Here is a 25,548-nt window from a genome sequence, read left to right on the forward strand (position 1 = left end):
AGCCGAGCAGGTTCCGGTCCCGGGAGTTGAGGCAGGCGATGCCACGGGAGGGCCACCGCCTGCCTCTCTCGGTCGGGTCTACGTGGTGTACCTGATCATGTCGTTCCGTAGTACGGAGCCTGAGACCTTCACGATCTTCAGGGTGTGGTCGGCGTTGGTCAGGCCGGTGCGGGTGAAGAGCTGTTGCTGGGTCGAGCGGGTCGCCGCGTTCAGGTTGACGCGGGTGATGAGGGTGCCGTCGACGTAGATGTCGGCCTCGCCCTGGTCGGGGGCTTTCGCGGTGAGCCAGGTGACCGAGGTGCCGTGGAAGTCGAACTCGAGCGAGGCGCCATTGGCGGTCGTCGAGTGGATGTCGTCGCGGTAGTCGCCGCGGATGTTGAAGGTCAGTACGGCGCTGCCGGCGGGCTGTGCGGCGAGGTACTGCTTCTTGATGGTCACGGTCTGGCCCGCGACGGTGTAGTCGGTGCCGCTGACCAGCGGCGTACCGGACTTGGTGATCGAGACGAGCTCACCGCCGACCTGGCCGCTGACGTCGGCCTGAGCGGCCTTGCTGAACGACGCGGTGTCAGGGGTGACCAGGCTCGGCTGCCGGATGTTCAGCTTGTCGACGAGCATGAACTGACCGGTCTTCTTCACGCCGCGGATCGTGTGGGTGCCGTTGGCGAGGCCGGAGATGCTGTAGACGAGTTGCTGCGCGCCGCGGCCGGTGGCCTGGGACGTGCTGACGGTCTGCTTGAAGGCACCGTCGATGTAGATGTCCACATCACCCTGCGAGGCGTGCTTCTCGGTGAGGTAGTCGACGCCGGTCCCGACGAACGTCGACGAGAACGCGTCACCATTGGCTTCGGTGTACTGCACGTCATCCTGGTAGTCGCCCATCCCGCGCCCGGTACTGCGGCCCCACGAGCCCGTGTAGGTGATCCGCGCGTCGTCGTTGTTCAGCGCCACCGTCCGTACGCCGGCCGGCGCGCGGACGTTGAACTTGTCGAGCAGCAGGAACTGCCCGGTCTTCTTCACCCCGCGGATCGTGTGGATCCCGTTGGTCAGCCCGGAGATGCTGTAGACGACCTGCTGCGCGCTCCGCCCGGTCGCCTGGAACGTGCTGACGGTCTGCTTGAACACCCCGTCGACGTAGATGTCCACATCCCCTTGCGACGCGTGCTTCTCGGTGACGTAGTCGATCCCGGTCCCGGCGAACGTGTACGAGAAGGCGTCGCCAGCGGCTTCGGCGTACTGGACGTCGTCCTGGTAGTCCCCGAGGCCGCGGCTCCAGCTGCGGTTCCACGTGCCGGTGTAGTTGATCGCCGGGTCGTCGTTGTTCACCTCGGTCGTCCGTACGCCGGTCGGCGGCAGCGTGCCGCTGTCGACGACCGCGACGGTCAGCGGGTCGGCGGCCGCGGCGACCTCGCGCCCACCGTTGCGCTGCCAGGCGCCGTCGTACGCGACGCGCTGGTCGTCGTCGTTCACGCTGATCGTGGCGCCCGCACCCGGCGTCACCTTCAACAGCCGGACGCCGTGCGCCGGGACGTTCGCGGTGAAGCCGGTCCCGAACGCGCCGAGGTTCTGCTTCGCCCACAGGTCCCGCACCTGCGACGACCCGCTCAACCCGAGATCCGCCCAGTTCGCGGTCACGTTCGACGCCGAGCCGCCGAGGTTGAACAGGGCGACGGTGTAGCTGTTGTCGGCGTTCAGCGAGTACCAGACCTGCTGGTCGGTCGCCGTCGACACCGGTCGCGCCGGGCGCCCGGCCTGGTTGACCGCGATCACCTCGGTGTTGGTGAGCAGGTCGATGCCGAACTGGTCGAGCTTGGTCATGTCGTTGCCGATGTAGAACGGCGCCGCGGACACGGCCCACAGCGTGGCCGCCGTACGGCGTTCGTCCTGGGTCAGGCCGTCCATCGCGCCGTTGCCGACGTTGAGCGAGTCGAGGTCGTTCCAGCCACCCGGACCACCGTGCCGCCACCAGTCAGCCAGCTTCGGGAACAGCCGGGAGATGTTCGGCCACGCCGTCAGCGCCTGCCCGGGGCAGTAGCACTCGACGTCCCAGTCGATCCGCCAGCCGTTCGCCCACTGCTTCCAGTATTCGGCGTAGTTGATGTCGAGCGCCCACGACAGCTCGAACCAGATCCCGTGCCGCGCCAGCGCCTGCGACCAGCCCTTGACCTCGTCACGCGCGTCCATCGACAGGTCGTTGTGTCCCGACCCCGGCGTGACGCTGTCGAACTTGAGGAAGTCGATCCCCCACGACGCGTACAGGTCGGCGATCGAGTCGAGGAAGTACTGCGAACAGGGCTTGGTCATGTCGATCCGGTGCCCGAAGCCCCAGTAGTCGGCCTGCTGCAGCGGCATCACCGCCAGGTCGCCGGTGCGGCACTCAGGATGCCCGAACACCGGCAGGTTGGCCTGCCGCACCGCCGGCGAGATGCCCGGGATGCTGTAGATCCCGACCTTCTGCCCGTTGCCGTGGATGTGGTCGATCACGTCCTGGAACCCGTTCGGGAACAGCGTCGAACTCGGCACCGGCCGCCCGTAGCCGTCGACACCACCGTTCCAGCCCGCGTCGATGTTGATGTACTTGTAGCCGAACGGCTGCAGCTTGGTGTGCATCGCGTCCGATTGCGCCTTGATCTGCGCCGCGGTGATCCAGCCACCGGCGGTCGGCTCGTACACCTGCATGCTGTAACTGCTCCAGCCCATGTACGGCGTCCGCGCGGCCTCGCCGGCAGGCCCGGTGAGCGGCGGATCGGCCGTGGGAGCGGCGGACGAGGTCGCCGGCAGGCCGACCGGGACGAGGGCGGCGACGACGAGCGTCGCAAGGATGCGGCGAGCGGCTCTGATCATGCGGACATAAATACTTCACGCGGTTCAGAAAAGGAACAGCTCAGGTCAGGCGGCTTCTGATGAACTCCTGCTCGGCGGCGTTCTCGGTCAGTTCGAGCGCGGCCTGCCAAGCTGCTTTCGCTTCTTCAAGGCGCTCCAGCCGCCGCAGCAGGTCGGCCCGGATGGCGTGGAACAGGTAGAAGCTTCCGAGGTCCAGCGCCTCGACCAGAGCGAGCGCCTCGGCTGGGCCGCGCAGCTCGGCGACAGCGACCGCCCTGTTGAGCGCCACCACCGGTGTGGGGGTCAGGGCGAGCAGGTGGTCGTAGAGCTGGACGATCTGGGACCAGTCCGTCGGTGGGTCGCTGTGGACGGCGTTGATCGCCGCCTGGAGCTGGTACGGACCTGGTTGGTCGCGGCGCAGGCAGCGGCGTACCAGGTCCTGGCCTTCGGCCATGAGCTGCTGGTCCCAGAGCTGGCGGTCCTGCTCGGGTAGTGGAACCAGGCGGCCGGCTGACGTGCGCGCTGGGGTGCGGGAGTGCTGGAGGAGCATCAGGGCCAGCAGGCCGACCGCCTCCGGCTCGTCGGGCATCAGCTCGACCAGTAGGCGGCCGAGCCGGATCGCCTCCTCGCACAGGTCGGTGCGGACCAGGTCGTCGCCGGAGGACGCGGCGTACCCCTCGTTGAAGACCAGGTAGACGACAGCCAGTACGCCGCGCACCCGCTCCGGCAGGTCGGCGTCGTACGGGACCCGGTACGGGATGCCCGCGGTGCGGATCTTCGCCTTGGCCCGGACGAGCCGCTGCGCCATCGTCGGCTCGGGGACGAGGAAGGCGCGCGCGATCTCCGCCGTACTGAGTCCGCCGAGCAGGCGGAGCGTCAAAGCGACCCGGACGTTCAGGGCCAGCGCTGGGTGGCAGCAGGTGAAGATGAGCCGCAGTCGGTCGTCGTGCACCGGGCCCTCCTCCACTGGTTCGCGCTGGGCGTGCAGCAGCGCCGCCTGGGCTTGCTTGTCCTCGCGAGCGGCCTCACGGCGGAGGCGGTCGATCGCGCGGTTGCGGGCGGTGGTGATGATCCAGCCGGCCGGGCTGGGCGGCAGACCCTGCTCCGGCCAGCGCTCGACCGCTTTGGTGAATGCTTCTTGGACCGCGTCCTCGGCCACGTTGAGATCGAACGACCGCGCGAGTACGGCAACCGCCCGCCCGTGCTCGGCTCTGAAGACCGCAGCGACGTCAACCGGCAACAGGACGGACCTCCACCGCCAGCGCGACCAGGATCTTCGCCAGCCGCCGTGCCCAGACCAGCGCCGCGTCCAAGTCCTCCACGTCGATGATCGTGAACCCGCCGACATGCTCCTTGCCCTCGGTGAACGGCCCGTCGGTCACCAGCACCTCGTCGCTCTGCTGCTGCACCACAGTGGCGGCCTCCGGCGGGTGCAGCCCAGCACTGAACACCCAGGCGCCGGCCTCACGCAGGTCGTCGTTCCAGACCGACAGCTGCTCCATGACAGGCGCCAGGAACTCGTCGTCCGGCACCACGCCGTCCGGCTGGTAGATGCTGAGCAGGTACTGCGTCATCGCGACCTCCTGGTGAGTGTTGTACCCACTACACGAACAGCATCAGCCCGGATCGACAGGCAGCGACACCACAATCTCCAGCCCGCCTCCGCCGCGCGGCGACGCCCGCACTGTCCCGCTGTGCGCCTCAGCCACCGACCGCACGATCGACAGCCCCAGCCCAGCTCCGCGCGCCCCCACCAGCCGGTCCGCACCCAGCCGCCGGAACGGCTTGAACAACCCCTCCACCTCGTACGGCGGTACGTCGGGCCCGGTGTTGCTCACCTCCACCTCGACCCGCTCCCCCGGCACCACGCGGCTGGTCACCCGCACCCACCCGTCGTCCACGTTGTGCCGCACCGCGTTCTCCACCAGGTTGTGCACCAGCCGCTCGAGCAGCAGTGCGTCCCCGAGCGTCGGAGCGTCCCCCGCCTCAGCAGTCACCCGTACGCCGGCCGCTGTCGCCTCGCCGGTCAGCTGCGCGACCACGTGCGTGACGACGTCGGCCAGGTTGACCGGGTAGACCGCGGTCAGCTCCTTCTCCGAGTCGGCCAGCACCAGCAGGCCGCTGATCAGCTGCTCGTGCCGGGTGTTGATCTCCAGCAGCGTCTCGCCGAGCTGCCGCACATCGGGTGACGCGTTCTTGCGGTGCATCGCGATCTCGACCAGCGCGCGGCCGAGCGTCAACGGCGTACGGAGCTCGTGGGAGGCGTTGGCGACGAACCGGCGCTGGCCGTCGAAGGACTGGTCGAGCCGCTCGACCATGGTGTCGAAGGCGTCGGCGAGGTTCTTCACGTCGTCGTCCGGGCCGTCGAGCGCGATCCGCTCGTGCAGGCCGCGACCAGCGGCGGGTGCTGCGGCGATGCGGCGGGCGGTGTCGGTGACCCGGTGCAGCGGGGCGAGCACCCGGCCGGCCACGATCCAGCCGCAACCGGCGGCGAACCCACCGACCAGCAACAGGGAGATGCCGCCCTGCACCAGCAGGGATTGCGTGGCGGCGGCCTTCACCTCGCGGCTCTGGTCCTGCATGATCCGCTCGATCTCCGAGGTGCTCGGACCAGGAGCCGCGCCGTTCTGGCCGGCGCCGTTCTGGACCGTGCCGCGGATCAGCACCCGCTGGTCCTTGCCGAGCTGCTGGCTGAACAGCAGGTACGTGACACCGAGCAGCAGCACCCCCGCGACCATGAACAGCCCGCCGTAGATGAGCGTCAGCCGCGTCCGCAGACTCATGGGATCCGGTACCCGACGCCGGTCACTGTCTCCACCACTCCAGGCTCACCCAGCTTCCGTCGTAGCTTGAGGATGGTCAGACGCACCGCGCCGGTGAACGGGTCGACGTGCTCGTCCCAGGCCTTCTCCAGCAACTGCTCGGCCGACACCGTCGCACCGTCCGCCCTGAGCAGCTCCGCCAGTACGGCGAACTCCTTCTTCGACAGCGGCACGTAGCGGCCGTCGCGGAACACCTCGTGCCGCGCTGGGTCGAGCGCCAGGCCCGCTCTGCGCAGTACAGGCGGGTCAGCGGGCCTGCTGCGACGGCCCAGCGCCAGCACGCGGGCCGCCAGCTCGGTGAACGCGAACGGCTTGGTCAGGTAGTCGTCGGCGCCGAGGCCGAGCCCCTCCACCCGGTCCGGGACAGCAGCGGCCGCGGTGAGCATCAGCACCCGCGTCGGCGAGCCGGACTCGACCAGCTGACGGCAGACGTCGTCGCCGTGCACCACCGGGAGGTCGCGGTCCAGCACCAGTACGTCGTACTCGTTGATGCTCAGGCGCTCCAGCGCGGCCCCTCCGTCGCCGGCGACGTCGACCGCGTGCGACTCGCCGCGCAGCCACTCCGCGATGGCTGCCGCCAGCAACGGTTCGTCCTCCACCACGAGTACCCGCACCTCGCCATCATCCCCGACGGCGGTGTTTCCTCCGTGTTTGCGGAGCTGGAAACGGCCGCGAAACGGCCTGCTGGCTTGGCTGGTGCGCACTGAACCACCAGCTGAGGAGCACTCATGAAACGACAGTCCGTCCTCCTGGCCGCGATCGTCCTGGCGGCAGGCCTCGCCCTGACCGGCTGCAGCTCGGAGCCGGAGACCAGCCAGGTCGCCTCCGGCGGCACCACCCCGAGCAGCGGTTCCTCCTCGGAGCCGGCTCCGGAGAACCTGAGCCAGGACGAGAAGGGCGTGAAGTTCGCCCAGTGCCTGCGCGAGCACGGGCTCGACATCGCCGATCCCGAACCGGGCAAGGGCATCCAGCTCAAGGTCGGGCCCGAGTCCGGGCTCAGCCGCGAGCAGGTCGACCAGGCGATGGAGGACTGCCGCAAGTACAGCCCGCAGGGCGACGCCGGGCCGAACCCGGAGCAGGAGGAGCGCGGACGCAAGTTCGCCGCCTGCATGCGCGAGAACGGCGTCGAGAAGTTCCCGGACCCGAAGCCGGGTCAGCGCGGCATCATGATCGACCGCGAGGCCGGCTCCGACCCGGACCTGGAGAAGGCGCAGGCCGCCTGCCAGAGCGTGCTGGCGGGCCAGTGAGGACACGGACGACCTGGACGGCGGCCGCCGTACTGGCGGCTGGTGGGGTGCTGAGCGCCGTCCTGCTGACCAGGACCGACAGCAGCCAGGCCGTGGACCAGGCGGCACCGCTGAGCACGACCAAGATCACGCAGCAGACGCTGAAGGACACCGAGTCAGCCGATGGCGAGCTGGGGTACGGCACGACCAGCACTGTGGCCGGGCGACGTGCTGGGACAGCGACCGCGTTACCGGAGAGCGGACAGCAGCTCCACCGCGGCCAGACGCTCTACTCGGTCGACAACGCACCGACGACTCTCCTGTACGGCGCACTGCCGGCGTACAGGCGGCTGGACGTCGACAGCGAAGGGCAGGACGTGCTGCAGCTCGAGCAGAACCTGCAGGCGCTCGGGTACGACGGGTTCACGGTGGACGACGAGTACACGGCGAACACTGCTGCGGCGGTGGAGGAGTGGCAGGAGGACAGGGGGTTGCCGGAGACCGGTGCTGTGGAGCTGGGACAGGTGATCTTTGCTGCTGGGCCGGTGCGGGTGGACAGCGTGCAGGCTCGTGTCGGTGCTCCGGTCGGGCCGGGGCAGACAGTGCTCACCTACAGCGGGACGCGGAAGGCTGTGACCGTGCGGCTGGAGGCGGCTGACCTACGGCTGGCTAAGGTGGGCGCTGCGGTGACGGTGGGGTTGCCGGACGACAGCACGGTGCCGGGCCAGGTCGAGAAGGTGTCGACGGTGATCGTGCCGGCCACCGGCCAGGACCAGGAGCCGACCACCGAGCTCGAGGTGATCGTTGCCATCAGCAACCAGAAGGCGCTGGCTGCGTACCCGACGGCGGCCGTCGACGTCACATTCGTGAGCGCTGAGCGGAAGAACGTGCTCACGGTGCCGGTCGCGGCGCTGTTGGCGCTGACCGAGGGCGGCTTCGGGGTGGAGGTCAGCGACGCGGACGGCTCGCGCTACGTGCCGGTGAAGACCGGCTTGTTCGCCGGCGGCCGCGTCGAGATCACCGGCCCCGGCCTGAAGACCGGCGACCTCGTGGGGGTGCCTTCGTGATCACCCTCGACGCGGTCACGAAGGTCTACCCCGGCGGAGTCACGGCGCTCGGCGGCGTCTCCCTGCAGATCGAGGCCGGCGAACTGCTCGCGATCGTCGGCCCTTCGGGTTCCGGTAAATCAACCATGCTCAACGTCCTCGGCACCCTGGACCGCCCGACCTCCGGCTCCGTCCGGATCGACTCGTACGACGTCGCCGGGCTCTCCGACGCCGGGCTCTCCGCGCTCCGCGCGACCCGGATCGGTTTCGTCTTCCAGCAGTTCCACCTGGCGTCCGGCGTACGAGCCGTCGACAACGTCGCCGACGGCCTCCTCTACTCCGGCCTCCGCCCCCGCGAACGCCGCCGCCGCGCCCGTGCGGCCCTCGACCGCGTAGGCCTGACCCACCGCCTCGACCACGAACCCCACGAGCTCTCCGGCGGTGAACGCCAACGCGTGGCCATCGCCCGAGCCGTCGCCGGCGACCCCGCCATCCTCCTCGCCGACGAACCCACCGGCGCCCTCGACTCCCACTCCGGCGCCGGTGTCATGCACCTCTTCCACACCCTCAACAGCACCGGCACGACCGTCGTCATCATCACCCACGACCAGGACATCGCCGCCTCTCTCCCGCGCCAGATCCACATGCGCGACGGCCTGATCACGAAGGAGGTGCGGTGATGCTGCAGCCAGCGCGCCTGTGGCCGGGCGACGTACTGAAAGTGGGAGCGGTCGGCCTGAAGACCCGTCCCCTCCGCGCCTTCCTCTCCGCGCTCGGCATCGCCATCGGGATCGCCGCGATGGTCTCCGTGGTCGGGATCTCGTCCTCCTCGCGCGCCGAGCTCGACTCCACGTTGGATGCCCTGGGCACCAATCTCCTGACCGTCGAACCCGGCACCCGCCTCACCGGCGAGCAGGCCGAGCTCCCGATGGCCGCGGAGAGCATGGTCGGCCGGATCGCCCCCGTCCAGGCCCACTCCGCGATCGGCCGCGTCGACGACGCGAACGTCTACCGCACGAACAGGATCCCCGTCGTCGAGACCAACGGCATCGTCCCGTACGCCGCCCGCACCGATCTCCTCGCCACCATCGGCGGCACGATCCGCAGCGGCAAGTGGCTCGACGCCGCGACCGGTTCCTTCCCCGCCACCGTGCTCGGCGCCGCCGCGGCCGAGCGGCTCGGGATCACCCGCGCCGGCCCGGACACCCAGATCCTGATCGGCGACGAGTGGTTCACCGTCCTCGGCGTACTGGCCCCGGCCGCGCTCGCCCCCGAGCTCGACTCCGCCGCGCTGATCGGCTGGCCCGCGGCCGGTACGACGCTCGGCTTCGACGGGCACCCGACGAAGATCTACACCCGCTCGGCCGAACGCCAGGTCGAGGCGGTCCGCGAGGTCCTCGGCGCCACCGCCAACCCGGAGGCGCCGAACGAGGTCCAGGTCTCGCGTCCCTCCGACGCGCTCGCCGCCCGCCAGGCCGCGGGCGAGGCGTTCACCGGCCTGCTGCTCGGGCTCGGCGCGGTCGCGCTGCTGGTCGGCGGGGTCGGCGTCGCGAACATCATGGTGATCTCCGTCCTCGAACGCCGGGCGGAGATCGGCCTGCGGCGCTCGCTCGGCGCGACCCGCGGGCAGGTGCGGACCCAGTTCCTCACCGAGTCGCTGCTGCTGTCCGCCCTCGGCGGCCTCGGCGGCGCCGCGCTCGGCAGCGGCGTCACCGCCGTCTACGCGGCGTACCAGGGCTGGCTGACGGTGATCCCGCTCTGGGCCGTCACCGGCGGCGTCGCGGCGACGCTGCTGATCGGCGGCGTCGCGGGGCTGTACCCGGCGATCCGCGCGTCGCGGCTCTCCCCGACCGAGGCGCTCGCCACGCCGTGAGCCCGGACGCCCACCACTCACCAACCCCTCACAGAGCTCGCTTTCCGACCCTTCTCAGGCGTGGGCGAAGCCGCGACGCCGAGGTTGGTGGGTGGTGCACGTCCGGCTCAGAAGAAGACGACCACGCCGATGCCGGTGAGCGCGAGCTGGAGCAGCGCCACCGGCACCAGGCCCTGCCACGCGAGCTTCTGCAGCTGGTCCGCGCGCAGCCGCGGGAACGCGACTCGCACCCAGATCACCACCAGCGAGACGATCGCGACCTTCAGCAGCGACCAGATCCACCCGATCGAGTCCGGCCCCGGGCCGCTCCACCCACCAAGGAACAGCACGGTGGTCAGCGCCGCGAGCACCACGATCCCGGCGTACTCGGCGAGCAGGAACAGCGCGAACCGGAGGCCGGTGTACTCCGTGTACGGCCCGAAGATCACCTCGGAGTCGGCCACCGGCATGTCGAACGGCGGCCGCTGCAACTCGGCGAGGCCGGCGATGAAGAAGACGACGAGACCAGGCAGCTGCCAGAGCAACCACCACGGGCTCCACTCGTGCACGATCCCGGTGAAGCTCAGCGTGCCCGCCGCGACCGCGACGCTCGCTGCCGACAGCACGAACGGCAGCTCGTAGCTCATCAGCTGCGCGGCGACCCGGAGCCCGCCGAGCAGGCTGTACTTGTTGCCGCTGGCCCAGCCGGCCATCAGCGAGCCGAGCACCCCGATGCTCATCACCGCGAGCACGAAGAACAGCCCGGAGTCGAGATCCGCGCCGACGATGCCGGGCGCGATCGGGATCGCGGCCAGCGCCGCCATGTACGGCAGGATCGCGACGACCGGCGCCCACTCGAACACCCGCTTGTCCGCGGCGGCCGGTGTGACGCTCTCCTTCTGGACGAACTTCACCCCGTCCGCGACCAGCTGCGCCCAGCCGTGGAAGCCACCGGCGTACATCGGCCCGAGCCGCGACTGCATGTGCGCCATCACCTTGTGCTCGGCCTGACCGACCACCAGCGGCGCGACCAGGAACGCGACCAGCACGCCGACGACCCGCAGTACGAACTCGAGCATGTGCGCACCCTACCGACTCCGGCTTGACCTCAACCATTGTTGAGGCCGAAGGCTGGGGTCAACCGAGCGAAGGAGCAGCAGATGATTCTGGTCACCGGGGCCACCGGGAAGATCGGGCGGCACGTCGTCGACGGGCTGCTGTCGAGCGGCGCCGACGTCCGCGCGCTCGTCCGTACGCCGTCGCTCCCGGCGGCGGTCGAGGTCGTGGAGGGCGACATCTACGACCCGGCCGTCGTACGCCGGGCCGCAGCGGGCGTCGATGCGGCGTTCCTGCTGTGGCCGTCGTTCGACGCGACGGGAGCCGAGCCGGTCGTCGCCGCGCTGACCGAGCAGGTCGGGCGCGTCGTCTACCTGTCGGCGCTCAGCGCTGCTGACGATACGGCGAGCGTGTGGGCGACTGTCGAGCGGCTCCTCACGGAGTCGGACACGGATTCGACCTTCCTCCGGCCGGGTGGATTCGCGGCCAACACGCTCGGGTGGGCGGAGCAGATCGCCGGCGGGGACGTCGTCCGCATCCCGTCGCCGAAGGCTGGTCGGTCGCTGATCCACGAGCGCGACATCGCGGACGTCGCCGTACTGGCGCTGCTCGACGAGGCCCGGCAGGCGATGCTCGACCTGGGCGCCGACGAGGCTTTGGCTGAGGCGTCGGTGGCGTACTGGCAGTCGCTGGTCACCAATCCTGAGCCGGTCACCACGACGGTCACAGACCTCACAGGAAACCCCGGTCGCACCTACAAGCAGTGGGTGGAGGACCACTCCGAGAGCTTTATGAACCTTCGGTAGGTGGTTCCGGGGCCGCTTGCTTGCGGGTACGGCGCTCGCCTGCGGCTCCTGCTCTTCTCGGGCGCGCGGGCGTGGACGCCGCCTGGGCAGGCGCGAGCGGGTCCGGATCGGGCGAACCGGGCGCTCGCGGACCCCAGGTCTCCGGGTCGGGGACACCCGGCGGCAGCGTCCGGCGCCGCGACGGCGCACCGGTCTTCGGCGCGTGGTCCGACTCGCCGGGCTCCTTCGCGCCGGGCCAGGGCTTCGCGACGCGGGAGGCGAGCACGAACTCCTTGCGCAGCGGGTTCCCCTCGAACTCGTCGGGCAGCAGCAGCGGGACGAGGTTCGGGTGCCCGGGGAAGTCGATTCCGAACATCTCGTGCGTCTCGCGCTCGTGCCAGTTCGCGCCGGCGTACACCTCGGACAGCGTCGGCAGCGCGGCACCGTCGCGCGGGACGAGCGTGCGGACGAGCAGGTGGTCGACGTGCGCCCCGCCCCAGAAGTCGGCCAGGTGCGTCACCACCCGGAACCCGTCGGTGAGCTCGTCGCTCGCGGTCAGGAAGTCGAAGAAGGTCAGCCCGACGACGTCCCGCAGGATCTCGTGCGCGGCCACCCAGGCGTCGAGCGGTACGTCGACGGTCTGCACCCCGAAGCTGTCCGACCCGGTCGCGGCGATCCCCGCATCAACCAGAGCAGTCACCATGTGCCCCGGCCCACCGACCTCAGCCTGCGCTGCGTCAGCTGTCGGCTCGCTCTGCTCGTCGCTCACTCGGGCTTCACCAAGCCGCGGGTCAGCGCCTGCGCGGACGGCTCGTACCGGCCCGTCACGTTCTCGCCGGCGATCTTCTCCTGCAGCTTCAGGATTCCCTGCAGCAGCGCCTCCGGCCGCGGCGGGCAGCCGGGCACGTACACGTCGACGGGGATGATCTGGTCGACGCCCTTGGTCACGCAGTACGAGTCCCAGTACGGGCCGCCGGAGTTCGAGCAGGAGCCGAACGAGATCACGTACTTCGGCTCCGGCATCTGGTCGTACAGGCGCTTGATCGCCGGCGCCATCTTGTCGGTGACGGTGCCCGAGACGACCATCAGGTCAGCCTGCCGAGGCCCCGGCGCGAACGGGATCACGCCGAGCCGGATGAAGTCGTGCCGGCCCATCGACGCCGCGATGAACTCGATCGCGCAGCAGGCGAGCCCGAAGTTGAACACCCAGAGCGAGTACTTGCGCCCCCAGTTCAGCAGGTAGCGCACCGGCTCGGGCGCCAGCTTGGCCAGCGCCCCCACAGCCGGCCGCACCGAAGGCATCGGCAGGTGCACCGCGTGATCAGCCATGGCGTCAGCCTAGTCTCCGAACCACCCCGGCGAGCACCTCCCGCCGGGTTCCCCGCCGAGGCTCACCCGATCAGATGCCCCGGCCCGGTGGTCAGGCCGCCTTCCACCGGAAGGGTGATGCCGGTGATCCAGCCCGCGTCCTCCGACGCCAGGAACGCGACCGCAGCGGCTACGTCTTCGGGCTGGCCGACCCTGCGGAGCGGGTAGATCGCCTTCAGCTCCTCCAGCGCCTCCGGCCGGTTGTCGAACGCGCGAGTGGCGATCGTCGCCGGCGCCACCACGTTGAAGCGGACGCCGGTCGGCCCGTGCTCAGCGGCGAGATTGCTGACGAGGCTCATCAATCCTGCCTTCGCGGCGGCGTACGGGTTGGTGCCGAGCGCGACGACTCCGCTGATCGAGCCGACCAGCACGACCGCACCAGCCCCCGAGTCGACGAGATGCGGCAGCGCCGCCTCGATACAACGGACCGCCCCGAGAAACGTGAAGTCGTACTGTCTCGCCCACTGCCCGTCGCCCGCCTCGACCGCCTCCCGGTTCGCGAGGTTGTGCCCGGCCACGTGCGCCAGTACGTCGAGCCGCCCGAACCGCTCGACGGCAGCGGCGATCGCCGCCTCCACCGACTCCCGGCTGGTCACATCACACGCGATCGCCATCGCCGTCGGCCCCACCGCTCTCGCACCCGGCTCGCGGGCACCCAGCTCGCGCGCAACCTCCTCAGCAGCCGGCCGGTCGACATCCGCCACCACGACCGCCGCCCCCTCGGCCCCCAACCGCAACGCCGTGGCCCGCCCGATCCCGTGCGCACCTCCGGTCACCACCGCGACCTTCCCCGCGAACCGCTCCACCACCACAACTCCCTCTCCGCCGGCGAGCTCCCGACGCTACGAGTTAGACCGCGCTCTAGGTCAACCCGGCGCAATCTCCTTGACCCTCCTCATGCCCCGACCTAGCCTGAATGGACAGGACTGAACAGGTTCACTCTCATGGGAGACGGCCGTGGCCGAGCAGGTGGACAGTGGGGTGGAGGTCCGGGCGCTCGCGGTGGAGAGCAACGGGCTGAACGTGATCGACGACGCCGAGCGGAAGGGCCGGCCCCGCGATCTGTTCTGGCCGTGGTTCGGCGCGAACGTCTCGGTGCTGGGTCTGAGCTACGGCGCGTTCGCGCTCGGGTTCGGGATCTCGTTCTGGCAGGCCGTGGTGGCCGGTGTGGTCGGGATCGTGTTCTCGTTCCTGCTCTGCGGCCTGATCGCACTGGCCGGGAAGCGCGGATCGGCGCCGACGCTGGTGCTGAGTCGCGCCGCGTTCGGGGTCCGCGGCAACAAGCTGCCGTCGCTGGTCTCGTGGCTGCTGACCGTCGGCTGGGAGACCGTCCTGACGATCCTCGCCACGCTCGCCACCGCGACCGTGTTCGAGCGACTCGGCTGGGGCGGCGGCGCGGTCACCAAGGTCGTCGCGCTCGTTGTCGTCGGCACCTTGATCGTTGCCTGCGGCGTGCTCGGGTTCGACCTGATCATGCGGATGCAGACCGTCATCACCGTGGTCACCGGCGTCCTCACCATCGTTTACATCGCACTCGTCGCCGACCAGGTCAGCTGGAGCACCGTGTCGGCCCTGCCCGGCGGGTCCAGCCAGGAACTGATCGGTGCCCTGGTCTTCCTGATGACCGGCTTCGGCCTCGGCTGGGTCAACGCCGCCGCCGACTACTCCCGCTACCTCCCCCGGACGGCGTCCAGCCGCGGTGTCGTCGGCTGGACCACCTTCGGTGCAGCCCTCGCGCCAATCGTGCTGCTGATCTTCGGCCTGCTGCTGGCCGGCTCGTCGGCCGACCTCAGTACGGCGATCGCCGGCGACCCGATCGGCGCGCTCGCGCAGGCGCTGCCGACCTGGTTCCTGGTGCCGTTCGTGATCGTCGCCGTGCTCGGCCTGGTCGGCGGCGCCGTGCTCGACATCTACTCGTCCGGTCTGGCGCTGCTGTCGCTCGGCGTACCGGTCCCGCGGTACGTCGCCGCCTTCATCGACGGCCTGGTGATGATCGCCGGCACCATCTACGTGGTCTTCTTCGGCGACCAGTTCCTGCTCGAGTTCCAGGGCTTCCTGATCACGCTCGGCGTCCCGGTCGCGGCCTGGTGCGGGATCATGCTGGCCGACGTCGCGACCCGGCGCGGCGACTACGCCGAGGCCGACCTGTTCGACCGCCGCGGCCGCTACGGCGACGTCCGATGGTTGCCGATCGCCACCATGATCGTTGCCACCGGCATCGGCTGGGGCCTGGTCACGAACGGCAACGCGAGCTGGTTGACTTGGCAGGGCTACCTGCTCGAACCGTTCGGTCTGGGCGGCAAGCAGGGCGCCTGGGCGTTCGCCAACCTCGGCGTCCTGCTCGCGCTGGCCGGGTCGTTCCTGGTCGCCCTGATCGGCTGGTACGCCGGGCAGCGGCGGACCGCCGTACGGGGGAACTGACGTGGTGCTCGCGCTCATCGACCTGCAGAAGATCTTCGCCGAACCCGAGAGCGGCTGGGCGACCCCGGACTTCCAGCGGGTGATCAAGCCGACCCAGGAGCTGGTCGAGCTGTTCGCGCCGCAGGTGATCTTCACCCGGTTCGTCGCGCCCACCGGGGAACCGACCGGTTCCTGGATCCCGTACTACGAGCAGTGGCCGTTCGCGCTGCAGCCGCCGGACTCCTACGCCTACCAGCTCGTCGACGAGTTCCACGGAGCGCCGACACTCGACAAGCCGACGTTCAGCAAGTGGGGCCGCGAGCTCGCCGACGCCGTCGCGCCGGACGGGCGGCTGGTGCTCGCGGGCGTGACCACAGACTGCTGCGTGCTGACGACGGCGCTCGCGGCGGTCGACGGCGGGGCGCGCGTGCAGGTCGTCGAGGACGCGTGCGCCGGGGTGGACGAGGACAGCCACCGGAAGGCGATCGACATCATGCGGCTTTACGCGCCGATGCTGGAGATCGTCACCGTCGACCAGCTGCGCACCGCGGGCGGTCTCGGCCAGTGACGTCCGGCGTCACCCTCAAGCACGAGCGGATCGCCGCGATCCTGGCCCGGGAGATCCGCTCGGGGCGCCTCGGGCACGGCAACCGGCTGCCGGGTGAGGTGGAGCTGGCGCGGCGGTTCGGGGTGAGTCGCAACACGGTGCGATCGGCGCTCGCCGTACTGACCGCGGACGGGCTGATCGCGACGCGGACGGGGAAGGGATCGTTCGTGCTGTTCGACGGGCGGCCGTTGGACGATCCGCTCGGGTGGACGCATGCGCTGGCCGAGCATGGGGTGGAGACGTCGGTTCGGGTCTTGCGGTTGGAGCTGGACGAGGATCCGGAGCTCGCTGAGCAGCTGGAGCTGGATTCCGCCGAGGTGATCGTGGTCGAGCGGATCCGGTCGCTGGTCGACGGTGAGGCGATCTCGCTGGAGCGGAGTACATTGCCGGCGATCGAGGCGCTGCGGGATCTGCCGGAGCGGGGGCTGGACGACGGGTCGATCATCTCGACGTTGACGAACGCTGGAGTGCATCTGGCGCAAGGTGAGCAGAGGTTGCGGGCACGGCCGTTGACTCCCGAGGAGGCGGAGCTGCTCGGGCGGGCTGAGGACACCTGGTTTCTACACAGCCGGCGGACGAGCTGGACGGCGGACAACCAGTTCGCTGAGCAGGTCGACAGCCTGCTGGATCCGCGGCACTTCGAGCTGAGCTTGACGTACGGCGAGACGCCGCGATGACCTCGGCGCTGGATCGGGCGATCGGGGCGCTGTACGGGCTGGCGATCGGGGACGCGCTCGGGATGCCTACCCAGTCGTTGCCTCGGGCACGCATTGTCGAGCTGTACGGCGAGGTGATCGACGGGTTTCGTCCTGCGCCTGAGGACCAGCCGCTGGCGGCGGGGATGCCGGTTGGGGCGATCACCGACGACACCGAGCAGGCGTTGCTGCTCGGGCGGTTGGTGGTCGAGGGGAAGGGTTCGGTGGACGGGCACGAGCTTGCGCGGCGGCTGCTCGCCTGGGAGGACGAGATGCGCGCGCGGGGGTCGCTGGATCTGCTCGGCCCGTCGACCAAGCGGGCGCTCGACGCGCTGCTCGCGGGTGGGGACATCACCGAAACCGGTCGGTTCGGTACGACGAACGGCGCCGCCATGCGGATCACCCCGGTGGGGATCGCTGCGCGAGGGCCGGCGCTGATCGACCGGGTGGTTGCGGCGAGCGCGCCGACGCACAACACCGGGCTGGCGCTGTCAGCCGCCGCCGCGGTGGCTGCCGCGGTGAGCGCGGGAGTGGAGGGCGCGACGGTCGCGGAGGCGACCACAGCAGCTGTCGCCGCGGCACGCGAGGCCGCCACCCGCGGCTACTGGGTCGCGGGGGCAGATGTGTCGACGCGCATCACCTGGGCAGTTTCCTTGGAGCCGACCACCCAAAACTTGTATAAATTGGTGGGGACGAGCCTGCTCGCTCAGGAGTCCGTGCCTGCTGCGTTCGCCGTGGCCAACGGGTGCGCGGATCCGTGGCAGGTCGTCCGGGTCGCCGCATCGCTCGGTGGCGACACAGACACGATCGCCGCGATCGCCGGGGCTGTAGTGGGGTCCTGTCACGGCGTCGAGGCGTTCCCTGCCGACGTACGGCGTACGGTCGCCTCCGTCAATCGCCTGGAGCTGGAGGCGTTGGCGGGCGAACTGCTGGAGCTCCGATGAGGCTAGTGCATCTCGGGAACGTGGTGATCGATCTCGTGCTGACGGTCGATCGCCTGCCCGAGCGCGGTGGGGACGTGCTGGCGGGGTCGACGCAGCGGGCGACCGGTGGTGGGTTCAACGTGATGGCGGCGGCCGGGCGGCTCGGGCTGGAGACCGTGTACGGCGGGGTGCTGGGGACCGGGCCGTTCGCGGACCAGGCGCGGGAGGATCTGCGGCGGGAGGGGATCGCGTTTCCGCAGCCGCAGCATCCGGCGGTGGACACGGGGTTCGCGGTGGCGCTCGTCGACGGGGAGGGCGAGCGGACGTTCGTGACGAGCCCGGGGGCCGAGGCGACGTTGGGTGCGGTGCCGGAGACGACCTCCGACGATCTGGTGTACGTCTCGGGCTACAGCCTGCTGCACGCCGCCAATCGGGCGACTCTTGTCGAGTGTCTTCCCCATGTGGTCGGGACGGTCTTCTTCGATCCGGGGCCGCTGGTCGGGCAGATCCCGGCGTACGCGCTGGAGGTCGCACTCGACCGCGCAGAGTGGGTGAGCTGCAACGCCCGGGAGGCTGAGGTCCTGCGGGAGCACCACGCGCGGAACCTGATCGTGCGGCTGGGCGCTGACGGGTGTTTGGTGAACGGGCAACCAGTTGCCGGCTTCCCGGTCGACGCCGTGGATCTGAACGGCGCCGGGGACGCGCACTCCGGGGCGTTCCTCGCGGGGCTGGCCGACGGGTTGACGCCGCCCGAAGCTGCTCGCCGCGCGAACGCAGCCGCCGCACTCGCGGTGACGCGCCGCGGCCCCGCGACCGGACCCACCCGCGGCGAGCTGGACGCCTACCTGGCGAGCGGGCCCGACTAAGGCACCTGAGCGCCGTCTAAGGGTCTCTGAGGCGGCGCCTAGGGAGTAGTGCCGATGTGCGGTCGCTCCTCAGCGGCGGAGTGTCGGGGTATCGACGAACCCCGGAGGCCAGCATGTTGTCCTACAGCCCCGACTTTGCCCGGGCCGAGATCTCCTACAAGCAGGAGCTGCTGCGGCGCGAGTACCAGCGGCCGAGCCTGTTCCGCCGCTTGCGTCGTACGGCGGTGAGGCCGGTGCACCGGCCGCACCTGGTGCGGGCGCGGCACGCGGTGTGAGGGCCCGATCACCCCCTGACCAGTTCGACCCCAGCGCGACCGAGGTTCCCCGGAACCCGGTCGCGCTGCTGCGTTTCCGGGGCCCCTGAGTCCCGCGTACGCCGTACTAAGGCACCCCCTCCGCACGGATAGGGAGGAAGCCCGATGTGCCGCCCCTCCTCAGACGCGCAGATTAGGGCCATCGACAACGAGTCGAGACAGCAACCGCCCAGGAGGCACCTGATGTTCACCACCGAGTCGGTCAAGGCAGAGGTCAGCTACCGCAGCGAGCGCCTCACCCGCGACTTCCGCCGGGCGAACCGGAGCTCCGGCTCCCGCCGGCACCTTTTTCACCTGTTCACCCGGAACGCCTGAGAGGAGGAGAGACCATGATGTTCACGACCGAACAGACCCTGCAGGCCGAGACGGCGTACCGCCGTGAGCGGATCGCCCGCGACTTCCGGGCGACCAGCCGCAAGCAGCGCACCGCGCCGGCGCAGCAGAAGCCGGCCTCGCGGAACGCGCGCCGCTTCCTGCGACCCACCCCGGCCGCGTGACCGCCGTGCACGCCGTCCCTGACCCGCAACAGGTCAGGGACGGCGTTTCCATTTCCGGGCCGTTTCTCCGCACAACAGAAGCGACGCCGGTGGGCTGCCGTCGATTTGTGTCGGCTCCAGGGGCGAAGATGGACGACGTGCCCTGGACCTCGACACCTCTCGTCGGCCGCTCGACCGAGATGGCCGCCATGCTCAGCGCCGTCGACGACGCCAAAACGCGTCGCGCCGGCGCCATTCTGCTGTCCGGTGACGCCGGGGTCGGCAAGACCCGGCTGCTCGACGAGGTCGCGACCGGCGCGCACGAGCGCGGCTTCGGCGTCCTGGTCGGGCACTGCACCGACTTCGGCGACGCCGGGCTGCCGTACCTGCCGTTCAGCGAGATCTTCGGCCGGCTCGCGGGCGAGCGCCCCGACCTGGTCGAGAGTGTGCTCACCAACTTCCCGGCGATCGGCCGGCTGCTGCCGACGCACCGGCTGATCGGCGCGCAGCCGGTCCCGCAGGACGGTCCGCTCGACCGGGCGGCGCTGTTCGACGCCGTACTGGGTGCGCTGACCGCGCTGTCGACCAGCGAACCGCTGCTGGTGATCGTCGAGGACACCCACTGGGCCGACGACTCCACCCGGGACCTGATCGGTTTCCTGCTCACCCGGCTGACCTCGCAGCGGCTCGCGCTGATCGTGTCGTACCGCAGCGACGACCTGCACCGCCGGCACCCGCTGCGGCGCCCGATCGCCGAGTGGTCGCGCAACCCCCGCGTACGCCGGGTCAGCCTGAACCCGCTCGACGCCGCCGAGTCGCGCACGCTGCTGAACGCGCTGCTCCCCGACCGGCTCCCGGAGGACGAGGAGCTGCGCATCCTCGACCGCGCGGGCGGCAACGCGTTCTTCACCGAGGAGCTGGTCGCCGCGGCCTCGATGGGCGACGGCAGCGCCGTACCGCCCGATCTGGCCGACCTGCTGCTGGTCCGGCTCGACCCGCTGTCCGACGACGCCCGCCAGGTCGCCCGGGTGATCGCTGTCGCCGGCCGCCGCGTCTCGCACCAGCTGCTGACTGCCGTCGCCGGGCTGCCCGACCGGGAGCTGGAGACCGCGCTGCGCGAGCTGATCGACGCGCACATCATCGAGCATCCCGGCAACGCCAGCTACTACTTCCGCCATGCTCTGCTCGCTGAGGCCGTGTACGACGACCTGCTGCCGGGTGAGCGGGTCCGCCAGCACGCGGCGTACGCGAAGGCTCTGCAGGACCAGACCGTCGCCGGTACGGCGGCCGAGCTCGCTGGGCACGCGACGCGCTCGCACGACCTGATCACCGCGTTCGAGGCGCGGGTCCGGGCCGGGCAGGAGGCGCTGTCGGTGGCCGCGCCGCAGGAGGCGCTGAAGCACTACGAGATGGCGCTCGAGCTGTTCCCGGCCGACCCCGCCGTCACGACGGTCGACCGGACCTGGCTGATCGTCGACACTGCGATGGCCGCCACGCTGTCCTCGCAGCACCTGCGCGCGGTCAAGCTGCTGCGCAAGGCGCTCGCCGACCTGCCCGCCGACGCGCCGATCAAGCAGCGCGCCGAGCTGCTGCTGCCGCTGTCCGACATCTGTCTGGTGATCGACCACGACCAGGAGGCGAACGAGGCGGCGTCGCAGGCGTTCCGGCTGGTCGCGGACGAGCCCGCCAGCGCGTTCAAGGCGAAGGTGATCGCGCTGTACGCGCGGGTCTCCGACGCGCTCGGCCGGCCGATGGAGGCCGAGCGGTGGGCGCGCGAGGCGCTGCACATCGCGCGCGAGGTCGGGCAGGAGTCGGCGGCCGGCGACGCGGGGATCACGCTGGCGCAGCTGCGGAAGCGCGCCGGGGACCCGGTGGCCGCGGCGAAGCAGCTGGAGGAGGCCGCCGTACGGGCGCAGCTGGCCGGTGACGCGGCGGCTGAGGTGCGGAGCCGGTATCTGTTGGGGTCGAACCACTTCGATCTGGGTGAGCTGGCCGCTGCGAAGGCGGCGCTCGAGTACGCCGCGCAGCGGGCCGGGGAGCTGGGGCGGCAGTGGGCGGCGTACGGGTTCGATGCTCGGCGGATGCTGGCGCTGACCCAGTTCACGCTCGGGGAGTGGGACGAGGCGGCGGAGACCGCGCGGGCCGACGCGATGACGCCGAGCGCGGCGGCGGCCGGGCTGCGGAGCGTCGGGCTGATGGTGCGCGGTGGGCGCGGTGATACGTCGGTCGCTGAGGACCTGCAGGGGATGAGGAAGTGGTGGTCGCTCGACGTGATGCTGCCGCTGATCGGGCTGCAGCCGGCGGTCGAGGCGTACCGGCAGCTCGACCAGGCCGCGGAGGGCGAGAAGCTGATCGCTGAGGTGTCGGCGCAGCTGGAGTACGTGTTCCAGACCGAGTGGTACATGGCGAAGATCCGGTTCGCTGCGCTGTGGATGCAGCTGCTGTGCCACCGCGTGGTGAGCGAGCCGTCGGCGGCGCAGGAGTTGGTTGCCCGGGGCGCTGAGCTGCTGGCCGAGGGGCATGCGACGGCGGAGAAGGGTCTGCCGCCGGGGCGGGTGCTCGGGGTCGAGGGGATCGCTTGGCTGGCGCGGCTGGAGGCGGAGTGGGAGCGGCTGCGCTGGCTGGCCGACGTCGACCCGCCGACGGCTGAGGAGCATGTGGCGACTTGGCAGCGGACTGCTGATGCGTTCGGGTACGGGTTCGTGATCGAGCAGGCGTGGTCGCGTTTGCGGCTGTCGGCGGCGTTGCGAGCCGCCGGTCGAGTCGCCGACGCCAACGAGCAGGCGCAACTCGCGGCGGAGGTCGGCCGCCGGTTGGGCGCGCAGCCGCTGCTCGACGAGCTGGGCAGCGCGGCGGATCCGGTCGGCTCAGCTGCGTTGACTGCTCGCGAGACCGAGGTGCTGGCGCTGCTGGCCGAGGGCCGGACGAACCGTCAGTTGGCCCGCGAGCTGTACATCAGCGAGAAGACGGTCAGCGTCCACGTCTCCAACATCCTGGCGAAGCTCGGCGTCCGCTCGCGGACGGAGGCGGCTGCGGTCGCGCGGCGGGACGGGCTGTTGGAGTAGGTGCCCGGCTGAGGTCGCCTGCGATGCGTCTTTCAGGTACCGGCCACCAATCGAGGGCCGGTACTTGAAAGATGGTGGGCGAGTACTTGAAACGGCACGGCCGACGCTAGTGCCGCGTGCGGTGGCTGTGCGCCGTACGAGGGACGAACGTCGTCCTCAAGTGGTGGCGGCTGCGTTGGCGGGCCAGGTCGTCGACCCGGGTGGGGGCGACCTCTGGCTTGTGGGTCGTGGTGGCGCGCTGTGACTGGTGTGGCTCGACCGAGTCGATCAGGTCGTCGAGGACCTGCTGCGCCTTCCGGAAGCGTGCGGTGACCAGCCACGCGGCGGCGATCGCTGCCGCCGCAACCAATACCCAGAGTTGCCAACTCATACCCCACCACCCTGCAATCGCCCCGTTCCCCCTGGTAATCACCATAGACCCGGATTGACCGGATGGCGATAGGTCCATCGCAATCCGTTACGAACAGACGCTTTGGAACCTTCGAAAGTTGTCTGGTGCAAGCACTTTAGGGCGACCGGGCAATGATCTCGGACGGCGACCGGTCGTGACGCTGAGTGATTTCAGCGGCTGAGGACCCGCACAAGGTTCGCGCCGAGGACCTTATGGACAGTTGCCTCGGGCAGGCCGCGGTCGAGGAGCGCGGCGGTGACCAGCGGCATGCCGTACGGGCCCTCCAGACCGGGGACGTACACGTTTGCGTCCAGGCCCTCGATGATCAGCGGGAGGTCGCAGGCCGGGATCTTCTCGTCGAAGACCTCCGCGACGAAGTCGCTGCCCAGCCCGACGTGGTCCTCGCCGGCGACCGCGAGCAGATGCTCGATGTGGTCAACCAGGTGGCCGATCGTCGGCTTCTCGTCCTCGGTCAGGAACCCGGCGAAGAAGTTCACGCAGACCACGCCACCGGTCGCGGCGACGCCGCGGAGCTGCTCGTCGGTGAGGTTGCGATGATGCGCGCGGACGGCGTACGCGCTGGAATGCGTCGCGATCACCGGCTCGGTCGCCAGCTCGAGGATGTGCTCGACACCGCCGCGGCCGACGTGCGAGATGTCGACCAGTACGCCGAGCTGCTCCAGCAGCGCGACCGACTCGACGCCGGCCTTGGTCAGCCGGCTCCCGGCCGCGTCCTCACCAGAGCCGTCGGCGAGCGCGCTGCGGCCGAAGTGCGTGAACGAGACGACCCGGACGCCGAGCCGGTGCAGCGTGTGGAACAGCTCGACGTCGGTGTCGATCTGCGGGCAGCCCTCGAGCGCGAGCACCAGTGCGATCCGGCCGCTCTGCGTCGCGGCCTCGATCTCGGCGCCGGTCCGGCAGAGCGCGACCTGGTCGGCGTTCTGGTCGGCGACCTGGTGCGCGGCCTCGATCATCCGCAGCGTCTCCCGCAACGCACCCTCGGGCCGGAACTCGTCGTCGATGAACACCGGCAGCACCTGCACGTCGATCCCGCCGTCGCGCAACTGCGGGATCCAGTGCTCGCGGAAGTAGCTCCCCCACACCGCCTTCGGCCGCCGCGCGACCAGCATCAGCAGGTCGTTGTGCGCGTCGGCGACGATCGCGCTCCGGTGCAGGTCGTTCATCGGCACTCCTCGGCGGTGGGTTCGGGGACAGCCGACCACGGCGGGCGCCTCGGATCAACCCAGGTCGCGACACCCACCACTGTCCAACCTCGCGCCGACCGGCAACCGCAGGCGTGGGGGTGGCCGTCGGAAGGCCGCTGACGAGGGTTGATCAGTGGTGGGTGTCGGCCGCACTAGGGTGACGCGGTGAAGATCTTCAGCGCTGACGACGTACGCCGGACCGTCCCGATGCCGGCCGCGGTCGACGCGGTCCGGGACGCGTTCGGGGAGCTGCGGGCCGGGCACTTCGTGCTGCCCGCGCGGCAGGTGTTCGGCGACGGCGCGGTGCTGGTGATGTCGGCGTACCACGCACCGAGCGGGACCGCGGTGGTGAAGAAGATCGGGATCGCCCTCGACCAGGTCCCGGCGATCCGCGCCACGCTGATCTGGACCGGCGGCGGCGAACAGCTCGTTGCCGACGGCACCTCGATCACCACCCTGCGCACCGGCGCGGTCGTCGGCGTCGCCACGGATCTGCTCGCCGAACCGGACGCGACTCGGCTGACAGTCATCGGCACCGGCGCCCAGTCGGCGGATCAGGTCCGGGCGGTTCTTGCGGTCCGCCCGATCACCACGGTCCGCCTGATCGGCCGCAACCCGGACCGCGCCGCAGCACTCGCCGCCGAGCTGGCCGACGAGTTCCCCGCAGTGAAGCTCCTCCCCGGCACCGACATCGACGCGTCCCTCGCCGACGCCCAGGTGGTCTGCTGCGCGACGTCCTCCAGCACGCCGCTCTTCACCGCCGACGCCCTCCCGGCCCGAGTCCACGTCAACGCCATCGGCGCCTTCCGCCCCACCATGCGCGAACTCCCGAGAGACCTCCTCACCACCGCGTCCCTGGTCGTCGTCGACCAGCAGGAAGCCGCCCTGGAGGAGTCCGGCGAGATCATCGACGCCGTCGCAGCCGGCCTCCCGAAAACAGCCCTCGTCGACCTGGCCGACGCGATAACCGAGCCCCCGAACCCCGAAGGCCGCACGGTCTTCAAGTCCGTAGGCCTGGGCCCCCAGGACTGGGCCATCGCCAAGCTGCTCTCCGAAAGCTAGTCGTACACGTCGAACCAGCGCAGATACCCCACGTCCAATTCAGGCAGCAACGGCCGGCCGTAGGGCCGAGTCAGCGGCCGCTGGTCCACCATGGCAGCCGCCACATCGTTCAGCATCTCCCCGACCCCACCCCAGCACCGCCGCCCCGGCTCCGGTTCCTCCGACCACCACTCGCAGACGCTCCCGTACGCCGGCCCGTCGGCCAGATCGACGTACAGCACACCACCGTCGGCGGCCTCGGCGATCGGCAGGTAGACGTCGAGCCACCCGGGTAGACCTGCGAACCTCGGGTCGGCCCAGACCTTCTGCCACCTCTTTCGACACGACAGCATGTCCATCACCGGCATCAGGTTGTGGAGCGGAGGAAGCACCGCCCCACGCACCGCTCGGTGCTCCATCCCGTTGGCCAAATGCAGAAACTCCACCAGCTCCGCAGGCAGCGGTCGGTTCATCGCCGCCTCCAGGTAGCGGAGGTCCACGGCTGTCGCCGGTGGGTTGATCAGGCGGCGCGTCGCCGGGACGAGCCAGCCTGCGATGCGCGCCCACGAGGTCGCGACGGGATCGGTCAT

27 protein-coding genes are annotated in these 25,548 nt (G+C 70.4%); 15 read left to right on the plus strand and 12 right to left on the minus strand.

What is annotated here, in order from left to right; translation table 11 throughout:
• Window positions 1-78: 78 nt before the first annotated feature.
• Genes ACZ6Z4_RS16935 through ACZ6Z4_RS16955 form a run of 5 tightly spaced genes read right to left on the minus strand, consistent with a single transcriptional unit; the run spans window position 79 to window position 6,256 of the window.
• Complete coding sequence (locus tag ACZ6Z4_RS16935; RefSeq protein WP_465564269.1) at window positions 79-2,841, minus strand: X2-like carbohydrate binding domain-containing protein; 2,763 nt, start codon at window positions 2,839-2,841, stop codon at window positions 79-81.
• A gap of 40 nt (window positions 2,842-2,881) precedes the next feature.
• Window positions 2,882-4,063 (minus strand): RNA polymerase sigma factor, encoded by a 1,182-nt coding sequence (locus ACZ6Z4_RS16940; protein ID WP_465566752.1) that lies wholly within the window; start codon window positions 4,061-4,063, stop codon window positions 2,882-2,884.
• Window positions 4,050-4,394, minus strand: coding sequence for a YciI family protein (locus tag ACZ6Z4_RS16945; RefSeq protein WP_465564272.1), 345 nt, complete (start codon window positions 4,392-4,394; stop codon window positions 4,050-4,052). The genes ACZ6Z4_RS16940 and ACZ6Z4_RS16945 overlap by 14 nt, the downstream gene beginning before the upstream one ends.
• A gap of 42 nt (window positions 4,395-4,436) precedes the next feature.
• Window positions 4,437-5,603: a sensor histidine kinase gene (locus tag ACZ6Z4_RS16950; RefSeq protein ID WP_465564274.1), complete on the minus strand. Its 1,167-nt coding sequence runs from the start codon at window positions 5,601-5,603 to the stop codon at window positions 4,437-4,439.
• Window positions 5,600-6,256, minus strand: coding sequence for a response regulator transcription factor (locus tag ACZ6Z4_RS16955; protein ID WP_465564277.1), 657 nt, complete (start codon window positions 6,254-6,256; stop codon window positions 5,600-5,602). Before ACZ6Z4_RS16955 ends, ACZ6Z4_RS16950 begins: the two co-directional genes overlap by 4 nt.
• 114 nt (window positions 6,257-6,370) lie before the next feature.
• Here ACZ6Z4_RS16955 and ACZ6Z4_RS16960 point away from each other — a divergent pair, with 114 nt between their 5' ends.
• The 4 genes from ACZ6Z4_RS16960 to ACZ6Z4_RS16975 are packed head-to-tail and all read left to right on the plus strand — an operon-like array spanning window position 6,371 to window position 9,787.
• The gene (locus tag ACZ6Z4_RS16960) at window positions 6,371-6,889 is read left to right on the plus strand and encodes a hypothetical protein (RefSeq protein ID WP_465564280.1); all 519 of its coding nucleotides are present in this window, start codon (window positions 6,371-6,373) and stop codon (window positions 6,887-6,889) included.
• The gene (locus tag ACZ6Z4_RS16965; RefSeq protein ID WP_465564283.1) at window positions 6,886-7,935 is read left to right on the plus strand and encodes an efflux RND transporter periplasmic adaptor subunit; all 1,050 of its coding nucleotides are present in this window, start codon (window positions 6,886-6,888) and stop codon (window positions 7,933-7,935) included. The genes ACZ6Z4_RS16960 and ACZ6Z4_RS16965 overlap by 4 nt, the downstream gene beginning before the upstream one ends.
• Window positions 7,932-8,594 carry an ABC transporter ATP-binding protein gene (locus tag ACZ6Z4_RS16970; protein ID WP_465564287.1) on the plus strand — a complete coding sequence of 221 codons (663 nt, stop codon included), beginning with the start codon at window positions 7,932-7,934 and terminating at the stop codon, window positions 8,592-8,594. The genes ACZ6Z4_RS16965 and ACZ6Z4_RS16970 overlap by 4 nt, the downstream gene beginning before the upstream one ends.
• Window positions 8,594-9,787, plus strand: coding sequence for an ABC transporter permease (locus tag ACZ6Z4_RS16975; protein WP_465564290.1), 1,194 nt, complete (start codon window positions 8,594-8,596; stop codon window positions 9,785-9,787). Before ACZ6Z4_RS16970 ends, ACZ6Z4_RS16975 begins: the two co-directional genes overlap by 1 nt.
• Before the next feature lie 107 nt (window positions 9,788-9,894).
• Here ACZ6Z4_RS16975 and ACZ6Z4_RS16980 read toward each other — a convergent pair whose 3' ends face one another.
• Window positions 9,895-10,845, minus strand: a complete 951-nt coding sequence (locus ACZ6Z4_RS16980; RefSeq protein ID WP_465564293.1) for a complex I subunit 1/NuoH family protein — start codon at window positions 10,843-10,845, stop codon at window positions 9,895-9,897.
• An 81-nt stretch (window positions 10,846-10,926) separates the two neighbouring features.
• Here ACZ6Z4_RS16980 and ACZ6Z4_RS16985 point away from each other — a divergent pair, with 81 nt between their 5' ends.
• Entirely contained in the window at window positions 10,927-11,628 is a 702-nt protein-coding gene (locus ACZ6Z4_RS16985) for an SDR family oxidoreductase (RefSeq protein WP_465564296.1), read from the plus strand.
• Here the strand turns inward: ACZ6Z4_RS16985 and ACZ6Z4_RS16990 are convergent.
• The 3 genes from ACZ6Z4_RS16990 to ACZ6Z4_RS17000 form a co-directional block, all read right to left on the minus strand.
• A complete protein-coding gene (locus tag ACZ6Z4_RS16990) occupies window positions 11,612-12,376 on the minus strand; it encodes an NADH-quinone oxidoreductase subunit C (protein WP_465564299.1) in 765 nt (254 codons plus the stop codon). The two genes, ACZ6Z4_RS16985 and ACZ6Z4_RS16990, sit on opposite strands and share 17 nt — an antisense overlap.
• Window positions 12,373-12,936: an NADH-quinone oxidoreductase subunit B gene (locus ACZ6Z4_RS16995; protein ID WP_465564311.1), complete on the minus strand. Its 564-nt coding sequence runs from the start codon at window positions 12,934-12,936 to the stop codon at window positions 12,373-12,375. The genes ACZ6Z4_RS16990 and ACZ6Z4_RS16995 overlap by 4 nt, the downstream gene beginning before the upstream one ends.
• 62 nt (window positions 12,937-12,998) lie before the next feature.
• Entirely contained in the window at window positions 12,999-13,781 is a 783-nt protein-coding gene (locus ACZ6Z4_RS17000; protein WP_465564319.1) for an SDR family NAD(P)-dependent oxidoreductase, read from the minus strand.
• A 151-nt stretch (window positions 13,782-13,932) separates the two neighbouring features.
• On the opposite strand from ACZ6Z4_RS17000, the gene ACZ6Z4_RS17005 reads away from it, so the two are divergent.
• The 9 genes from ACZ6Z4_RS17005 to ACZ6Z4_RS17045 all read left to right on the plus strand — a co-directional run bounded on the left by ACZ6Z4_RS17005 (window position 13,933) and on the right by ACZ6Z4_RS17045 (window position 22,321).
• Window positions 13,933-15,396, plus strand: coding sequence for a purine-cytosine permease family protein (locus ACZ6Z4_RS17005; protein WP_465564322.1), 1,464 nt, complete (start codon window positions 13,933-13,935; stop codon window positions 15,394-15,396).
• A gap of 1 nt (window position 15,397) precedes the next feature.
• Window positions 15,398-15,943 carry a cysteine hydrolase family protein gene (locus ACZ6Z4_RS17010; RefSeq protein WP_465564324.1) on the plus strand — a complete coding sequence of 182 codons (546 nt, stop codon included), beginning with the start codon at window positions 15,398-15,400 and terminating at the stop codon, window positions 15,941-15,943.
• Window positions 15,940-16,659 carry a GntR family transcriptional regulator gene (locus ACZ6Z4_RS17015; RefSeq protein ID WP_465564327.1) on the plus strand — a complete coding sequence of 240 codons (720 nt, stop codon included), beginning with the start codon at window positions 15,940-15,942 and terminating at the stop codon, window positions 16,657-16,659. Before ACZ6Z4_RS17010 ends, ACZ6Z4_RS17015 begins: the two co-directional genes overlap by 4 nt.
• On the plus strand, window positions 16,656-17,621 hold the full coding sequence (locus ACZ6Z4_RS17020) for an ADP-ribosylglycohydrolase family protein (RefSeq protein WP_465564332.1): 966 nt from the start codon (window positions 16,656-16,658) through the stop codon (window positions 17,619-17,621). The genes ACZ6Z4_RS17015 and ACZ6Z4_RS17020 overlap by 4 nt, the downstream gene beginning before the upstream one ends.
• On the plus strand, window positions 17,618-18,466 hold the full coding sequence (locus tag ACZ6Z4_RS17025) for a PfkB family carbohydrate kinase (RefSeq protein ID WP_465564335.1): 849 nt from the start codon (window positions 17,618-17,620) through the stop codon (window positions 18,464-18,466). The genes ACZ6Z4_RS17020 and ACZ6Z4_RS17025 overlap by 4 nt, the downstream gene beginning before the upstream one ends.
• 113 nt (window positions 18,467-18,579) lie before the next feature.
• The gene (locus tag ACZ6Z4_RS17030; protein WP_465564340.1) at window positions 18,580-18,741 is read left to right on the plus strand and encodes a hypothetical protein; all 162 of its coding nucleotides are present in this window, start codon (window positions 18,580-18,582) and stop codon (window positions 18,739-18,741) included.
• Between the two features lie 222 nt (window positions 18,742-18,963).
• Window positions 18,964-19,095: a hypothetical protein gene (locus ACZ6Z4_RS17035; protein ID WP_363672321.1), complete on the plus strand. Its 132-nt coding sequence runs from the start codon at window positions 18,964-18,966 to the stop codon at window positions 19,093-19,095.
• Window positions 19,096-19,109: 14 nt separating this feature from the next.
• Entirely contained in the window at window positions 19,110-19,277 is a 168-nt protein-coding gene (locus tag ACZ6Z4_RS17040) for a hypothetical protein (protein WP_363672319.1), read from the plus strand.
• A 128-nt stretch (window positions 19,278-19,405) separates the two neighbouring features.
• Window positions 19,406-22,321 (plus strand): helix-turn-helix transcriptional regulator, encoded by a 2,916-nt coding sequence (locus ACZ6Z4_RS17045; protein WP_465564345.1) that lies wholly within the window; start codon window positions 19,406-19,408, stop codon window positions 22,319-22,321.
• A 106-nt stretch (window positions 22,322-22,427) separates the two neighbouring features.
• Here the strand turns inward: ACZ6Z4_RS17045 and ACZ6Z4_RS17050 are convergent, their stop codons facing one another.
• Together ACZ6Z4_RS17050 and ACZ6Z4_RS17055 are read right to left on the minus strand one after the other, a co-directional pair.
• Window positions 22,428-22,691, minus strand: coding sequence for a hypothetical protein (locus tag ACZ6Z4_RS17050; RefSeq protein WP_465564347.1), 264 nt, complete (start codon window positions 22,689-22,691; stop codon window positions 22,428-22,430).
• 191 nt (window positions 22,692-22,882) lie between these two features.
• A complete protein-coding gene (locus ACZ6Z4_RS17055) occupies window positions 22,883-23,896 on the minus strand; it encodes a dipeptidase (protein WP_465564353.1) in 1,014 nt (337 codons plus the stop codon).
• A 186-nt stretch (window positions 23,897-24,082) separates the two neighbouring features.
• Here ACZ6Z4_RS17055 and ACZ6Z4_RS17060 point away from each other — a divergent pair, with 186 nt between their 5' ends.
• Window positions 24,083-24,979 carry an ornithine cyclodeaminase family protein gene (locus tag ACZ6Z4_RS17060; protein ID WP_465564356.1) on the plus strand — a complete coding sequence of 299 codons (897 nt, stop codon included), beginning with the start codon at window positions 24,083-24,085 and terminating at the stop codon, window positions 24,977-24,979.
• Here ACZ6Z4_RS17060 and ACZ6Z4_RS17065 read toward each other — a convergent pair.
• Window positions 24,976-25,548 carry an SMI1/KNR4 family protein gene (locus ACZ6Z4_RS17065; protein ID WP_465564359.1) on the minus strand — a complete coding sequence of 191 codons (573 nt, stop codon included), beginning with the start codon at window positions 25,546-25,548 and terminating at the stop codon, window positions 24,976-24,978. The two genes, ACZ6Z4_RS17060 and ACZ6Z4_RS17065, sit on opposite strands and share 4 nt — an antisense overlap.

This window comes from Kribbella sp. NPDC104740, assembly GCF_055583505.1.

Excerpts from the sequence above, each read along its gene's own strand:
- ACZ6Z4_RS16935 (WP_465564269.1), bottom strand. The coding sequence starts at position 2,841 with ATGATCAGAGCCGCTCGCCGCATCCTTGCGACGCTCGTCGTCGCCGCC.
- ACZ6Z4_RS16945 (WP_465564272.1), bottom strand. The coding sequence starts at position 4,394 with ATGACGCAGTACCTGCTCAGCATCTACCAGCCGGACGGCGTGGTGCCG.
- ACZ6Z4_RS16950 (WP_465564274.1), bottom strand. The coding sequence starts at position 5,603 with ATGAGTCTGCGGACGCGGCTGACGCTCATCTACGGCGGGCTGTTCATG.
- ACZ6Z4_RS16960 (WP_465564280.1), top strand. The coding sequence starts at position 6,371 with ATGAAACGACAGTCCGTCCTCCTGGCCGCGATCGTCCTGGCGGCAGGC.
- ACZ6Z4_RS16975 (WP_465564290.1), top strand. The coding sequence starts at position 8,594 with ATGCTGCAGCCAGCGCGCCTGTGGCCGGGCGACGTACTGAAAGTGGGA.
- ACZ6Z4_RS16980 (WP_465564293.1), bottom strand. The coding sequence starts at position 10,845 with ATGCTCGAGTTCGTACTGCGGGTCGTCGGCGTGCTGGTCGCGTTCCTG.
- ACZ6Z4_RS16985 (WP_465564296.1), top strand. The coding sequence starts at position 10,927 with ATGATTCTGGTCACCGGGGCCACCGGGAAGATCGGGCGGCACGTCGTC.
- ACZ6Z4_RS16995 (WP_465564311.1), bottom strand. The coding sequence starts at position 12,936 with ATGGCTGATCACGCGGTGCACCTGCCGATGCCTTCGGTGCGGCCGGCT.
- ACZ6Z4_RS17020 (WP_465564332.1), top strand. The coding sequence starts at position 16,656 with ATGACCTCGGCGCTGGATCGGGCGATCGGGGCGCTGTACGGGCTGGCG.
- ACZ6Z4_RS17025 (WP_465564335.1), top strand. The coding sequence starts at position 17,618 with ATGAGGCTAGTGCATCTCGGGAACGTGGTGATCGATCTCGTGCTGACG.
- ACZ6Z4_RS17030 (WP_465564340.1), top strand. The coding sequence starts at position 18,580 with ATGTTGTCCTACAGCCCCGACTTTGCCCGGGCCGAGATCTCCTACAAG.
- ACZ6Z4_RS17035 (WP_363672321.1), top strand. The coding sequence starts at position 18,964 with ATGTTCACCACCGAGTCGGTCAAGGCAGAGGTCAGCTACCGCAGCGAG.
- ACZ6Z4_RS17040 (WP_363672319.1), top strand. The coding sequence starts at position 19,110 with ATGATGTTCACGACCGAACAGACCCTGCAGGCCGAGACGGCGTACCGC.
- ACZ6Z4_RS17045 (WP_465564345.1), top strand. The coding sequence starts at position 19,406 with ATGGACGACGTGCCCTGGACCTCGACACCTCTCGTCGGCCGCTCGACC.
- ACZ6Z4_RS17050 (WP_465564347.1), bottom strand. The coding sequence starts at position 22,691 with ATGAGTTGGCAACTCTGGGTATTGGTTGCGGCGGCAGCGATCGCCGCC.
- ACZ6Z4_RS17055 (WP_465564353.1), bottom strand. The coding sequence starts at position 23,896 with ATGAACGACCTGCACCGGAGCGCGATCGTCGCCGACGCGCACAACGAC.
- ACZ6Z4_RS17065 (WP_465564359.1), bottom strand. The coding sequence starts at position 25,548 with ATGACCGATCCCGTCGCGACCTCGTGGGCGCGCATCGCAGGCTGGCTC.